Here is a 13,927-nt window from a genome sequence, read left to right on the forward strand (position 1 = left end):
TTTTATTCACATCGGTGGAATAATTGATGTGAATAGGTCAGCAGGGACAATGATTGGCACGGAAAAAAGCTGAACCGATCGACACGAAAAAATCCCACAGCTTTCGATGCGGAAGGACCAACTTTGATCAGAGCAAAAAAATTGTCACTTTTAGATTCCCCAACACCAAAACTATCTTTGCGCATGCTTGTAAAAACCTTTGGCAGTGCGGTCTACGGCGTGGAAGCCATCACCATCACCGTGGAGGTTAACTGGATGGGATCCAACACGGGCTGCACCATCGTGGGCCTGGCCGACAATGCCGTGAAGGAAAGCCTGCAGCGCATCGAAAGCACCTTTAAATGCATCGGCAAGGAAATGCCCCGCACCCGGATCGTGGTGAACCTTGCCCCGGCCGACATTAAAAAGAGCGGCACCGCCTTTGACCTCCCCATTGCCGTTGGTATCCTGGCCGCCGCCCGGCAAATGAAAAACGCCGAAGCGATGGACAAATTCATCATCATGGGCGAGCTGAGTCTGGACGGCGAAGTGCGGCCCATCAAAGGCGCCCTGCCCATTGCCATCCAGGCCCGCAAGGAAGGCTTTAAAGGATTGATCGTCCCCACGGCCAATGCCCGGGAAGCCGGCATGGTGAATAACCTGGACGTGTACGGCGTGAAACACATCCGGGAGGTGATCGAATTTTTTGAAAGCGGCGAACAAAGCCTGCAGCCGGTGAAGGTGAACACGCGGGATGAATTCTTCGAAAGCCAGTACGATTTCGAGATCGACTTTGCCGATGTCAAAGGGCAGGAAAACATCAAACGGGCCCTGGAAATTGCCGCTGCTGGCGGTCACAATGCCATCCTGATCGGCCCGCCCGGTGCCGGAAAAACCATGCTGGCCAAGCGCCTGCCCACCATCCTGCCGCCCCTTTCGCTGCACGAAGCACTGGAGACCACCAAGATCCATTCGGTGGCGGGCAAGCTGCCGGAGAACACGACCCTCATCTCGAGGCGTCCCTTCCGGAGTCCCCACCACACTATTTCCGATGCCGGGCTTGTGGGCGGCGGCGGCGTTCCCCAACCGGGAGAAATTTCACTGGCCCACAACGGTGTGCTGTTTCTCGACGAACTGCCCGAGTTTAAACGGACCGTGTTGGAAGTGATGCGCCAGCCGATGGAAGAACGGCGGATCACGATCTCGCGGGCCAAGGTGGCCGTAGACTTTCCCGCCTCGTTCATGCTGATCGCATCGATGAACCCCTGCCCCTGCGGCTACTACAACCACCCGGAAAAAGCCTGCACCTGTCCACCCGGTGCCGTGCAGAAATATTTGAACAAGATCTCGGGGCCGCTCCTGGACCGCATTGACCTGCACGTGGAAGTCACGCCGGTGCCCTTCAGTGAACTGGCGGCTCTCAGGCCACAGGAGGCGTCCGAAACCATCCGTGAAAAAGTAATCAAGGCAAGAACCATCCAGGAAGAACGTTACAAAACCCACAGCGGTATTTACTGCAATGCGCAAATGAGCAGCAAGATGCTCAAGGAAATTTGCGTCATCTCCACGCCCGGTCAGAATTTGCTCAAGACGGCCATGGAACGGCTGAATCTTTCGGCACGGGCTTACGACCGTATCCTCAAAGTGTCCCGCACCATCGCCGACCTGGCGGAAAGTCCCGAAATCAAAATCGAGCACCTGGCCGAAGCCATCCAGTACCGCAGCCTGGACCGCGAAGGCTGGGCGGGATAGGGAACGGAAGAACCAGGAATGTTGAATATCGATGTAGTGACACGCCGTGGCGTGTCCCTGGCCTGTCCGAAAGAAAACCACACAGATCCCAAAGAAAAAACGAGTTGACGCTTTCCGACTTTTGCCCATCGCTACATCATCCGCCGACATGAACCGTGAATTTGTCTTTCCTTTGCATGCGCTCTTCGCCAGGAGACATTTCAAAAAATGGATGACGTGCAGGCTTTTTTTTCACAACTGAATCAATTCTTCGACAAGATCTATGTCATCACGCTTGAGCGTGCAGGCGACCGACAGGCGCAGATCCGGAAAGAACTGGACGGGTTGAACTACACTTTCTTTTTCGGCAAGGATAAACAGCATTTTTCCGTAGAGCAATTGCAGGCAGACGGCATTTACAACGAAACGCTGGCACGCCGGCACCACCGGTACGGAAAACCCATGCAGGCAGGTCAGGTCTGCGTTTCCTGGAGTCATGCCGAAGTGTATCGTGACGTGGTACAAAACGGTTTTCAGAAAGTCCTCATCATGGAAGACGACGTGGTGCTCGACGCGGCTGCCGCACAAAACTTCCCGGCAATCGTCCGGGAACTGCCCGCGGATTGGGAACTGGTTTATTTCGGTTTTGCCGAACGGGAAAAAGCGCCTGCCGGCCTTGTATTCAAAAAACTGTTTTATCATTTCTTGCGGCTTTTCCATGCCATCCGGTTCTCCCATGCCACCATCAACCACCTCTACCCGAAAAAAATAGCGCCGCACGTTTACCGGGCCGGTTACCACGACTGCATTCATGCCTATGCCATCACGCAATCGGCTGCCCGCAAACTGCTGCACCTGCAAGAGCCGATCTCCTTTATTGCCGACAACCTCACCGCCCATGCCGTTACCAATGAAATTGTGAACGGTTATGTGGTGTGGCCCAGGATCTTTTACCAGCAGTACCAGCTTGGCAGGTCCACTGCTTCCTATCTCAACGACAGGCTGTAACGGCGTTTGCTGCAAACAGAAAAAATGCGCTGCCTGCATGCTGCGCTAACCCCTTCCGGCCCCTTTCACGAAAAGTTTGGTTTTCTCTGTATTGTTGCAGGCAAATCGCCGCTGATGGATTCCATTTTTTTTCTTTCGCTGATGAATGGCGCTGCCTGGGGCGGAAGCGAAGAGTTGTGGTACCGCACAGCCCTGCAGGCAGCGGCAAAGGGCCTGAAGGTGGGTTGCGCTTTTTATGCATGGAAAGAAAAAGAGCAAAAGATCGAAACGTTGCGAAAGGCCGGCTGCCAGGTCTACCTGTTGCCCAACAAGGGCCGGGACAAAGCAAATCTTGGTGAACGGCTCCGGTACAAAATCAGCCGGTGGCAGGTAAACCAAATTGCCGGCAACCTTCCCTTTCACGACTACAGCCTTGTTGTGGTAAACCTCGGCGGCTTCGAGATCTACACGTCCACCTGGAAAAACCTCTATCGAAAACTACCGGCCTATGCCCTGTTGTTTCACAATTACGACGAAGGAGCAAACTTTAAACCGGCCAAGGCAAAGCGCCTTCGCCGGTGGATTGGCGGGGCTGCGGCCAATCTCTTTGCCGCACGGCGGATTGGGGAAACACTGGAAGAAAAGCTCCACATCTCCATCCCGCACAGCGGTGTTTTCATCAACCCCATCACCTTTATACCCCCGTCCGCACCGGCTCCCTATCCTGCGCTGGAACAAACAGTTTCGCTGGTCATGCTTGCCGAACTGGATGTGAGCCGCAAGGCGCAGGACAACCTGCTGAAGGCGCTGGCTTCGCCCAAATGGAAGATCCGCGACTGGCATTTATCGCTCTACGGAAAAGGCAATGACAAGTCCCTGCTGCAGGGACTCATCGGCCAGCTTGGACTGTCGGAGAAAGTGGCGTTGATGGGCCATTCGTCCAACGTCAAAGACGTGTTGCAGCAGGCACACCTGGTATTGCAGATCACGCACCGCGATGCCATGCCGCTGGCCGTTATGGAAGCCATGGCCATGGCCCGTCCTGTGGTCGTAAGCAAGGTTGGCGATATGCCTTCCTGGGTAGAAGAAGACCGGAACGGCTGGATGGCCGCCAACGCTTCTGTCGGCCAAATCGACGCCGTGCTGGAAAAGGCCTGGCAGCATAAAAACCAGTGGCCGGTGGCCGGCAGGCAATCGTTTGCGCGGTTTGCTGAAAAATTCCCGGCTTCCCCGGAAGAGCGCTTTCTCCGGCAATTGCAGCCTGCTGCCCGGTGACCGGGTTTCTGCTATCGGGCGACACCTCATTTAGGGTTGGCATTACTTCTGCTACACGGCAATGAGTAAGTTTGCACTTAACAGAAACTATGCAGAACGCACTTTTGTATCAGGCCTACGGCGGTCAGGACTTCGTGAACGAATGCCGTTATTCTCTTTTGAAGTATTTACAGGTATACAACCTGACCCCGCCGGTTCATACGGGCATCGTGGTGTACACCGATACGCCGAATGCGTTTGCCGACTTTCAACCTTTTCTGCCCTACCTGTCTACGCGGCCTTTGACGAAGGACCGCGTGCAGCAATGGCGGGGCACCATCAATTTTGTGCACCGGGTAAAAATTGAAATGCTGATCGATTTTCTGCGCACCTTCGAGGGTAATGTGCTCTACTGCGATACCGACACCTACCTTACCGCACCCATTCAACCGGTTTTTGAAAACATCGGCAAAGGCGTGTTTTACCTGCATGCTTACGAAGGCGTGATCGACAAAACCCTCAGCCCCTCTTTTCACAAATGGGAGAATTTTCTTTCCACCACGCCGATTCGTTTCAACGACAAAGAGCTCCAGTTCAGCCCGTCGCTGAAAATGTATAACGCCGGCGTGGTGGGACTTCGGCATGCCAACAAGGCAATCCTGCACGACGTGCTGGCCCTGACCGATGCGGTTTATGCCCAATTTCCCAAACACATTGCCGAGCAGTTTGCCTTTAGCTACTGCATGCAAACCAGCGGCACCGTACAAACTGCCGAAAACGAAGTAGCACATTACTGGAACCTGAAAGAGTTTCGCCGCCTGCTGCAACGGTTCTTTACAGCCAACGCGGAAGAAAGCATTCCCAACCTGATAAAAAAGCTGAATGCCATCGATGCCATGGCCATCCAGGCCGAGAAGAATGCCTACGAGAACCTGCCTTTGCTGCAGCGGCTGATCCGCCAGTTGTCGGGCAAGGCCTGGAAAATAGCGCCGTATGAAAAACGACTCTAGCCCGTAGCTTTACATTATGAAAGTTTTGCTCAATTATCTTAAACCATACAAGGGACTTGTGTTCCTGGTGCTGCTGCTGGCGGCCATGAACATTGGGTTCTCCCTGATCGATCCCATCATCTTTGGCCGGCTGATTGACCTGGCGAACAGGTATACCAACAACAAATCCGCCTATCCTTCTTTCTTCTGGAGTTTTGCCACGCCGGTGCTTTGGCTGCTGGGTGCTTCCATTGGCGTGGCCATGGTGAGCCGCATTGCCAAAAACTTCCAGGATTATTTCCTCAATGTCATTCAGCAAAAATTCGGGGCAAAGGTTTTTACCGATGGCCTCAAGCATGCCATGCGCCTGCCCTACCAGGAATTTGAAGACCAGCGCAGCGGCGAAACGTTGAGCATTCTGCAAAAAGTGCGGACAGATACTGAGCGGTTCATGAACTCGTTTGTCAACGTTTTATTTACGGTTATCGTGGGCATCGTTTTCGTAGCCATTTTTGCCTCCAATATCCACTGGTCGCTTCCATTCATCTATTTCGGCGGCATTGCCCTGCTGGTGGTGATCTCGAACCTGTTGAGCAAAAAAGTCAAGACCATTCAAAAAGTCATCGTTTCGCAAACAACCTCCCTGGCCGGCACTACAACGGAAAGCTTGCGCAACATCGAACTGGTGAAAAGCCTTGGGCTGACAGGCCAGGAAGTGGAACGCCTGAACAAAAACACCTACAAGATTCTCGGTCTTGAACTGACCAAGGTAAAACGTATCCGCAGCATTTCGTTTGTACAGGGCACCTTTGTGAACACGCTGCGGCAGGTGATTCTTTTTATGTTGTTGTGGGTGGTGTACCAGGGTAAATTATCGGCCGGGCAACTGGCCACCATGCAGATCTTTTCCTTTTTTGTTTTTGGTCCGCTGCAGGATATCGGCAACATTCTTTTGAGTTATCGTGAAGCCGAAGCCTCGCTCAACAATTTTGAAAACCTGATGAAGAAAGAGCCCGAGAAAGAGCCGGGCCAGCCCAGGCATCTAGGCCCCGTGCAGACACTGGAGTTCCGCCACGTTTCGTTCAAACACCAGACGGCGCAACACAAGGCCATCGACAACATTTCCTTCAAAACACAAAAAGGCGAAACCATTGCGTTTGTGGGCCCGTCGGGTTCGGGAAAAACCACGCTGATGAAATTGCTGGTGGGTTTGTATCGTCCGCTCGAAGGCAATATTTTTTACAATAGCCTGGACGAAAACAGCATCTTCTTCGATGACCTGCGCAGGCAGATCGGCTTCGTTACACAGGATACACAACTCTTTAGCGGCACGATCCGCGAAAACCTCCTGTTCGTAAACCCGGAAGCATCGGAAGACGATCTTTTGGATGCGTTGCAAAAAGCATCCTGCAACAATCTTTTGCTTCGTGCCGAGAAAGGTATCGATACGATGATCGGTGAAGGCGGCCTGAAATTATCGGGCGGCGAAAAGCAGCGTTTGTCCATTGCCCGTGCGCTGATCCGCAAACCCAACCTGCTGATCTTCGACGAAGCCACATCCGCATTGGATTCGCTGACGGAAGAAGAGATCGGCAAAACCATCCGCACGGTTTCGTCGCTGCAAAACCAGATCACCATTCTCATTGCGCACCGCCTGTCGACCATCATGCACGCCGACCGGATTTATGTGTTGGAAAGAGGCATTGTAACCGAAACCGGCACACACGAAAGCTTGCTGGAAGAAAAAGGTTTGTACTATGCCATGTGGCGGCAACAGATCGGCGAACGGAAAACAGCCCCCCTGCCCCCCAAGGGCGGCGTGGCAACCGCACAGATGCCGGCGTAAGCAAGTGTTTTTTTCCTGCCCGGCCATGTTTTGAACGCTGAAGTGTGCGACGCAACAGGCGATGCCAAACAATTCGATCGCTCGTCTCATAAATAAAACAAAGCCTCAGCTTTATAAGACTGAGGCTTTGTTGCATCGTGCGAAAGCCAGGGCCTGTGTTCAAGCCTCTCCCCTCCTTTTGATGGTGACGATGCTTTTTACTTTACGTTAATGGGCACGTTCAGTTTCACGGAAAAATTCCGGCCCATGTTGAACACGCCCTGCCGGCCGGTCAGGTTGTTCACGTCCGTGTATTTCAACCGGCTCAAATGCTCCTGGTAGGCCACATCGGTGATGTTGTTCAAGGCCAGGTGCAGGCTGGCAACGGTCTTTCCTTTCTTCGAAACGAAATCGGTTCCGACCCCGCTGTTGTACAACACATATCCCCGTGTTGAGGTTTCGGTGTTGTAGCCGGTGAACGGGTGAACCTGCCGGAAAACGGAATTGGCTTCGACAAGAAAATACAGGTTGCGCAGGCTTTTTCCCGTCTTTTGAAAATGCGCTCTCAACTCGCTGTTCAGCCGTACGGCCGGAATCTGCGGCAGGTTTTTACTACCGTCCAATGCTTCGCCAAAGGTGCCCCGCACATAGGAAAACGTGTTTTCAAAATGCAACCAGTCCAACGGGTGCGGATGGATGTCCAGTTGCGCTTCAACGCCGGCCAGGCTGGCGGTGTTCTGGCTGAACGCAAAGACCTGGAAGGCCTGCCCGTTGTTTTCAATGATGGAGTCCTCACCGGCGCGGTTTTGCAAACGGCGGTAGAAAATAAAATCATTGATATGGTTGTAGAAAGCGTTCAGTGTAAGGTTAAAGTGCAGGTGGTCGACTTCGAGGCCGGCATCGGCCTGGAAGCTTTTTTCGCTGCGCAGGTTTTGTTGCCCGATCTCGTAGCGGTAGGTGCCCTCGTGTGCGCCGTTTGAAGCCAGTTCGGAAAGCGCCGGCGCCCTGAATCCCTTGGCCACATTTGCTTTCAGCGTCACCGCATGCGAAGCCCGGTAGCTAAGGCCCGCACTGCCCGAAACGTTGGCGAAGTTGCGGGTGAAGGGGGCGAACTTGGTTGTGCCACCTTCCATCAATTCTTTGGAATGGATGGTGCGGTGATCGAAACGAAGGCCGCCGGTCAGGGTTGTTTTTTCAAAGAACCGTTGGGTAAACAAAAACGTCCCGATGTCGAACAGGTTATAGGCCGGGATGATCACCTCCTCGCCACGATTGCGGTTGGCTTGCTGCATGCCGCTAACGCCGAGGGTTGTTTGCCAGTCCCGCACTTGCGGCAAGGTCCACTGTAGGTTATAGCTCAGTGTCTTCAGGTCGAAAAACATGTTGGCCGCCTCCGGTTTTTCCGCATCGCCGAATTCCTTGCGCAAATTGTTTTGCCAGGCCAGGTTTAGTTTCACACGGCTGTGCCCAATGTTGAAACTGTTGTCGGAGATCACCTTGTAGTGGCGGACATTCTGGTAGGGCACAAGAGGCGAATGCCCTTCGTAATCGCCGGTGGCGGCAATGCGCTCGAGCGGCGTGTCGGCATAGAGCAGGAACTTTCCAGTTGCGGAGTCCCTTCTTCCCTCCACCAAACCCAGGTTCTGGTTAAACGAGCTAAAGATCAAATGGCTGAAGCCCCAGCTTTTGTTCAGCCCTACGTAACCGCCCAGGTTTTTTTCGTTGAAGCGGGAGTTCAGCACGGCACCATCGTAGCGATTGTGGTAGTCGCCGGCCGTACGCAATGAGCCGTACACATTCCAGTTAAACCCGTTTTGATTGCCGGCCAGGTTGCCGTTCAGCCCGACCATGGAATTGTTGCTTTGGTAATTGGTGTAGATATTGCCATGCACCGTGCCATCCGTAACCGGCACATTGGTAATAAAATTGATCACGCCGGCCAGTGCATCACTTCCGTACATCAGCGAAGCGGGACCTTTGAGCACTTCGGCACGGTTCACGCTCAGTTCATCGATCTCTACGCCGTGCTCCTCGCCCCATTGCTGGCCTTCCTGCCGCACACCGTCGTTCACCACCACCACGCGGTTAAATCCAAGGCCGCGGATCACCGGCTTTGACACGGCCGGGCCGGTACTGACCTGCGACACGCCAGGCTGTCGCGATATCAGGTCGATGATGTTTGTCGCCGGCGTTTGCAGCATTTCCTGTTTACGCATCACCGTTACCGCGATAGGCGCATTGCGAATCGACGTGGCATGGGCCACCCCGGTGATGGTCACGCCCAGTTGCTCTTTTACGGAAGGCGCAACGGAAAAATTCTTGACGGTGCTTTCTTTGATATCGAGATGCTCCACCAGGGTATTGAACCCGGAATAACTCACTTCGATTGTATGGTGGCCAGCCGGCACGTTTTTGATTGTGTAGTTGCCCGCCGTGTCGGTAAGGCCGCCAATGCGGGCCTCGGCAAGCGAAATTGAAGCGCCAGCCAGGGGCTCACCGGTTTGCGCATCGATCACTTTTCCGCTCAGGGTGATCTTGTTGGCTGGCTGGGAAAACGAAAACAGATAAATGAAAGAAAAGAAAATAACCAGTAGGCATGCCCTCATGGCAAATCGTTTTGTTGAAAAAATAAGAGAAAGAAAAATCAGCTTGGTCGACCAACAGGAGGGCCGCGGTTTTCGGCGCGGAGGAGCACTGCCGGTAAAAGAGCGGGAAGAAAAAACGACACCGGCCGGTTGTCGAAACAAGGGGGCGCAGCAACTGCCAAAGGCAGGGGTGCGAGATAAGGGGCCGTTACCACCAGGTCGTTGAACGAACAGTGAAAGGCCTGCCGGTGAAAGCAAGGTAGATTTTTTCCCGGGTGCTGGCATACAATCCCATCCCGGTGACCGGCAAAGGCTTCGTGCAGGAATGTTCTGGGTGTAATGCTCAGTGCAAAAACCAACAGCAGGAAAAAGCCCCCTTTCTTTCGTATCCGGTCGTTGCCGTTCAAATCCATAGATTCCTTTCGGTAGCGTAGATGGCAAAAATGCCGCCATTGTGCAAAAGTACCGGCAAAATGCTCAACCAACGAAAGGAATGAGTTGCTGCAGGATGGTCTGCCAGGCCGTGAATGTATGCGGCTTGCTTAAATAAAGATCGGCGCCCAGGTATCGACAGGTTTCACGGTCAAGATTGCTGGAGGAGGTAGAAACAATAGCGACCGGGATGTGTCCAAACCGCGGATGCCCTTTTAACCGCTTGAGGGTTTGCCGGCCATCCAGTTTAGGCATGTTGAGGTCAAGGACGATCAGGGCAGGCATTTCTGCCGTAGACAGCGGTTGCAGAAAGTCCAACACTTCCTGGCCGTTTTGCAGGAACGAAACAGCCAGGGAGGCGCCGAGTCTGCTGCAGGTTTCCTGCACACAGGCACGGTCGTCCACATCATCATCAGCATATAAAACAAATTTCCCCACGTCAGGAGGCTTTCATATACCGGTTAAAATTGTTCACAATGGTGATGTATTCGTCGTACTTATAGGGCTTTTTAAAATAAGAAGCAGCCCCCAATTGCGCAAAAAATTCCTTGTCCGTTTTGTTGTCGGAGGTAGAGAACACAACAACGGGAATACCGGCCAGGTGCGGCTGCGATTTCAGGTAACTCAACGTTCGTCTTCCGTCCCAGCGGGGCATGTTGATGTCGAGTACAATCAGGTTAGGAAGCGATGCAGCGGGAACAGCATTGAGGTATTGCATGGCCTCTTCGCCGTCGCTGGCGCAAATGAGCCTGGCCTTGTTTCCGGCATCTTCCATGGAAGACCGGAGGATCAGGCAATCATCACTGTCATCGTCGATGTACAGTATGGTTGCATTGGTGGTGCTGGTGGTGGTCATAAAATTGGTGGTTGGTGGCAAAACGAATATAACGATTTACCGTAATAATTCATACCAAAAAGATGAGGTTCCTCTTCACGCAGTTGAAACCCCTTTTCTGCCAGACAAACACCAAAAAATCTCTCAGAGCCGCTCGAGGATACCAGCGATGCCCTGACCCCCACCTACACAGGCGGTGATCATGCCGTATTTTTTCCCCGTGCGCTTCAGGTCAGCCAGGTTCTGGATAGTGAGTTTGGCACCGGTGCAGCCAAGCGGATGGCCAAGGGCAATGGCACCACCGTTGACATTGACAGTACCCGGGTTCAGCCCGGCTTCGCGGATAACGGCCAGGGCCTGCGAGGCAAAGGCTTCATTCAGCTCTGTTAAATCGATCTGGCCGAGGTTCATCCCGGCCTGTTGCAGCACTTTCGGAATGGCCGCCACCGGCCCGATACCCATGATGCGTGGATGCACACCGGCCGATGCGCAGGCTACGAGTCGGCCAATGGGTTGAACACCCAATTCCCTGACCAGCCGTTCGCTCATAACGAGAACAAACGCAGCACCGTCAGAGGTTTGTGAAGAATTGCCGGCCGTTACGGTACCACCGGCAGCAAACGCCGGTTTTAATTTGGCCAGGGCTTCCCGCGAGGTATCGGCACGGGGCCCTTCGTCTGTATCGACCGTGAATTTTTTTGTTGCTTTTTTCCCTTTTTCATCCACGTACACCTGCTCCACTTCCATGGGCAGAATGCCGTCCCTGAAGTAACCTGCCTCGATGGCTTTCAGGGCTTTCTGGTGCGACTGCAGGGCAAATTCGTCCTGGTCGTCGCGGCTTACGTTGTATTCTTTCGCCACGGCTTCGGCCGTAAGGCCCATGCTGAGGTAATAATCCGGTTCGTCTTTGGCAATGGAGTAGGCAGGAACGGTTTTCCACCCGGCCGTGGGTACGAGGCTCATGCTTTCGGTCCCACCGGCAATGATGCAATCGGCCATGCCCATCCGAATTTTAGCCGTGGCAATGGCAATGGTTTCCAAGCCGGATGCACAATAGCGGTTTACCGTCATGCCGGGGGTATCGAAGCCCACCGCCCGGGCGGCAATGATGCGGCCCACCTGCAAACCCTGCTCGGCCTCGGGCACGGCATTTCCCACGATCACATCATCGATCTGTTTCCTGTCGAGTTGCGGCACAGTGGCCAGCAACCCTTTTATCAGATCAATCGCCAGGTCGTCCGGACGATAAAACCGGAACCCGCCCCGTTTGGCTTTGCCGACTGCGGTTCTGAATCCGGCTACAATATAGGCTTCCTGCATAGCAAAATTTTGTGTACTAAAAATAGGGAAAAAGGGAATTGGTTGCACCAACAACCAATGCATGCTTCCCGCCGCTTCTCCTATCTTCGCAACCCATGTACCAGGCAATCCGACGCGTTTTATTTTTGCTGTCCGCCGAAACGGCGCATTCGTTTTCCATGCGTGCCCTGACTCTTTTTTGTTCGGTTGGTTTTGTACGCAAAGCCCTTCGAAACTATTTTCGTCCGAAAGCCGCTGCATTTCCGGCGTTCGGGCTTTCCTTTCCGAACCGTGTTGGTCTTGGCGCCGGCTTTGACAAAAACGCCCGGTATTTGCGGGAACTGGAAACGCTTGGGTTTGGCTTCGTGGAGATCGGCACCGTAACGCCCCGGCCGCAGGCAGGAAACGACAAGCCAAGGCTTTTCCGCCTGCCAAAAGACAAGGCACTGATCAATCGCATGGGGTTTAACAACGATGGCGTGGATGCTGTTGCAAAGCGCCTGAAACAGTGGAGAAAGAATGATGGCAGGTCGCAGAGGAAAGAGGACAGTCGCTACCCGCCAGCTCTGCTCATCGGCGGCAACATCGGCAAGAACAAAACCACGCCCAACGAAGAAGCCTGGAAGGACTACGAGATTTGCTTTCGCACCCTGCATCCCTACGTGGATTTTTTTGTGGTGAATGTCAGCTCGCCCAACACACCGGGCTTGCGGGAGTTGCAGGAGAAAGACGCGCTGAAGAAAATCCTGACGCATTTGCAGGAGATGAACAAAACCTTTGCGCACCCAAGACCCATCCTTTTAAAAATTGCACCCGACCTTACCCTGGAGCAGATTGACGATGTGATAGACCTGGCCAAAGAGATCAGCCTTGACGGCCTTGTGGCAACCAATACCACCATCAGCCGTGCGGGTCTTCAGACGGCCGCCGGCGAAGTGCAGGCCATCGGTGCCGGTGGCGTCAGCGGGAAGCCGCTGGAACAGCGAAGCACGGAGATCGTTCGCTATATCCATCAAAAAACAGGCGGGCAAATTCCCCTCATTGGGTCCGGCGGCATTTTTACAGTTGATGATGCCCGAAACAAGCTGGCAGCAGGCGCTTCCCTTATCGAAGTGTGGACAGGTTTTATCTATGAAGGCCCGGGAATTGTAAAAAGAATTTGCGGGGCATTTGCGTAATTATTTTTAATCAGTTTTATGGCAGAATTATTCTCGGTAGAAAGTCTTGTTAGTTTTTTGGTATTGGTGATTCTAGAAGTCGTGCTGGGTATTGATAATGTCATTTTTGTGAGCCTCATCTTAAACCGCCTGAAAGAAGACATGAAAAAAAAGGCACGGCGTGCCTGGATGATCAGCGGCATTATTATCCGCAGCATATTATTAATGGGATTGAGCTGGCTGCTTTCGCAACGGGGCAAACCATTGTTTAGCGTTGGGGAAAAAGGCTTTGACCTGGCAAGCCTGGTGATGCTCGTAGGCGGGCTGTTTTTGATTTACAAGTCGGTAAAAGAAATTCATGGCAAGCTGGAAGGCGACGACGAAGAAGGCGGCCTTGGCAACGCGGCTTACCTTTCGTTTGGCAAAGCCATTCTGCAAATCATGCTCATTGATACCGTGTTTTCCTTCGACAGTGTGATTACAGCAGGCGGCACGGCCAAACACGTTGAAATTATGATCGCCGCCGTTGTCATTGCCATGATCATCATGTTTTTATTCAGCCCCAAAATTTCATCCTTCATCCACAAACACCCAACGCTCAAAATGCTGGCACTTTCGTTTTTGGTGATGATCGGGTTAAGCCTTGTCATTGAAGGCTGGGCTGCGGAAAAGGCCGAAGAACTGCACCTGAAAAACTACATCTACTTTGGCATGGCCTTTTCGTTTGGCGTAGAATTGCTGAACATGACGATGTTCAAGCGCAAACGGCAAAGAAAAGTTGTAGAACTGCACGAACCGATCCTCCGTTCGAATGAAGAAAACATTTCAGACGAAGCGCATTAAACAGGCACTCA

General features: G+C 53.1%; 12 protein-coding genes. 7 read left to right on the top strand and 5 right to left on the bottom strand.

From position 1 onward, the window contains the following. Positions 1–183: 183 nt before the first annotated feature. The 5 genes from D6024_RS00970 (at position 184) to D6024_RS00990 (ending at position 6,786) form a co-directional block, all read left to right on the top strand. A complete protein-coding gene (locus D6024_RS00970) occupies positions 184–1,731 on the top strand; it encodes a YifB family Mg chelatase-like AAA ATPase (RefSeq protein WP_121352314.1) in 1,548 nt (515 codons plus the stop codon). A gap of 216 nt (positions 1,732–1,947) precedes the next feature. Continuing rightward, on the top strand, positions 1,948–2,718 hold the full coding sequence (locus D6024_RS00975; protein WP_162944454.1) for a glycosyltransferase family 25 protein: 771 nt from the start codon (positions 1,948–1,950) through the stop codon (positions 2,716–2,718). A gap of 24 nt (positions 2,719–2,742) precedes the next feature. After that, positions 2,743–3,972, top strand: a complete 1,230-nt coding sequence (locus tag D6024_RS00980) for a glycosyltransferase (RefSeq protein ID WP_121352318.1) — start codon at positions 2,743–2,745, stop codon at positions 3,970–3,972. Between the two features lie 89 nt (positions 3,973–4,061). Further along, positions 4,062–4,961 (top strand): hypothetical protein, encoded by a 900-nt coding sequence (locus D6024_RS00985; protein WP_121352320.1) that lies wholly within the window; start codon positions 4,062–4,064, stop codon positions 4,959–4,961. A 16-nt stretch (positions 4,962–4,977) separates the two neighbouring features. Continuing rightward, a complete protein-coding gene (locus tag D6024_RS00990; RefSeq protein ID WP_121352322.1) occupies positions 4,978–6,786 on the top strand; it encodes an ABC transporter ATP-binding protein in 1,809 nt (602 codons plus the stop codon). Between the two features lie 197 nt (positions 6,787–6,983). Here D6024_RS00990 and D6024_RS00995 read toward each other — a convergent pair whose 3' ends face one another. From D6024_RS00995 to D6024_RS01015, 5 genes are all read right to left on the bottom strand, one after another. Then, the gene (locus D6024_RS00995) at positions 6,984–9,371 is read right to left on the bottom strand and encodes a TonB-dependent receptor (protein ID WP_121352324.1); all 2,388 of its coding nucleotides are present in this window, start codon (positions 9,369–9,371) and stop codon (positions 6,984–6,986) included. A gap of 38 nt (positions 9,372–9,409) precedes the next feature. Then, the gene (locus D6024_RS01000) at positions 9,410–9,763 is read right to left on the bottom strand and encodes a hypothetical protein (RefSeq protein WP_121352326.1); all 354 of its coding nucleotides are present in this window, start codon (positions 9,761–9,763) and stop codon (positions 9,410–9,412) included. Positions 9,764–9,827: 64 nt separating this feature from the next. Beyond that, positions 9,828–10,220 carry a response regulator gene (locus D6024_RS01005; protein ID WP_121352327.1) on the bottom strand — a complete coding sequence of 131 codons (393 nt, stop codon included), beginning with the start codon at positions 10,218–10,220 and terminating at the stop codon, positions 9,828–9,830. Position 10,221: 1 nt separating this feature from the next. Continuing rightward, positions 10,222–10,638: a response regulator gene (locus D6024_RS01010; protein ID WP_121352329.1), complete on the bottom strand. Its 417-nt coding sequence runs from the start codon at positions 10,636–10,638 to the stop codon at positions 10,222–10,224. A gap of 123 nt (positions 10,639–10,761) precedes the next feature. After that, positions 10,762–11,937, bottom strand: a complete 1,176-nt coding sequence (locus tag D6024_RS01015; protein ID WP_121352331.1) for an acetyl-CoA C-acyltransferase — start codon at positions 11,935–11,937, stop codon at positions 10,762–10,764. Positions 11,938–12,032: 95 nt separating this feature from the next. On the opposite strand from D6024_RS01015, the gene D6024_RS01020 reads away from it, so the two are divergent. Beyond that, a complete protein-coding gene (locus D6024_RS01020; protein ID WP_121352333.1) occupies positions 12,033–13,094 on the top strand; it encodes a quinone-dependent dihydroorotate dehydrogenase in 1,062 nt (353 codons plus the stop codon). An 18-nt stretch (positions 13,095–13,112) separates the two neighbouring features. Then, entirely contained in the window at positions 13,113–13,916 is an 804-nt protein-coding gene (locus D6024_RS01025; RefSeq protein ID WP_121352335.1) for a TerC family protein, read from the top strand. Positions 13,917–13,927 lie beyond the last annotated feature (11 nt).

It is taken from the genome of Flavisolibacter nicotianae (assembly GCF_003628535.1).
GTDB lineage: Bacteria > Bacteroidota > Bacteroidia > Chitinophagales > Chitinophagaceae > Flavisolibacter > Flavisolibacter nicotianae.

Excerpts from the sequence above, each read along its gene's own strand:
- D6024_RS01015 (WP_121352331.1), bottom strand. The coding sequence starts at position 11,937 with ATGCAGGAAGCCTATATTGTAGCCGGATTCAGAACCGCAGTCGGCAAA.
- D6024_RS00970 (WP_121352314.1), top strand. The coding sequence starts at position 184 with ATGCTTGTAAAAACCTTTGGCAGTGCGGTCTACGGCGTGGAAGCCATC.
- D6024_RS01020 (WP_121352333.1), top strand. The coding sequence starts at position 12,033 with ATGTACCAGGCAATCCGACGCGTTTTATTTTTGCTGTCCGCCGAAACG.
- D6024_RS01010 (WP_121352329.1), bottom strand. The coding sequence starts at position 10,638 with ATGACCACCACCAGCACCACCAATGCAACCATACTGTACATCGACGAT.
- D6024_RS00980 (WP_121352318.1), top strand. The coding sequence starts at position 2,743 with ATGCGCTGCCTGCATGCTGCGCTAACCCCTTCCGGCCCCTTTCACGAA.
- D6024_RS00995 (WP_121352324.1), bottom strand. The coding sequence starts at position 9,371 with ATGAGGGCATGCCTACTGGTTATTTTCTTTTCTTTCATTTATCTGTTT.
- D6024_RS00985 (WP_121352320.1), top strand. The coding sequence starts at position 4,062 with ATGCAGAACGCACTTTTGTATCAGGCCTACGGCGGTCAGGACTTCGTG.
- D6024_RS01000 (WP_121352326.1), bottom strand. The coding sequence starts at position 9,763 with ATGGATTTGAACGGCAACGACCGGATACGAAAGAAAGGGGGCTTTTTC.
- D6024_RS01025 (WP_121352335.1), top strand. The coding sequence starts at position 13,113 with ATGGCAGAATTATTCTCGGTAGAAAGTCTTGTTAGTTTTTTGGTATTG.
- D6024_RS00990 (WP_121352322.1), top strand. The coding sequence starts at position 4,978 with ATGAAAGTTTTGCTCAATTATCTTAAACCATACAAGGGACTTGTGTTC.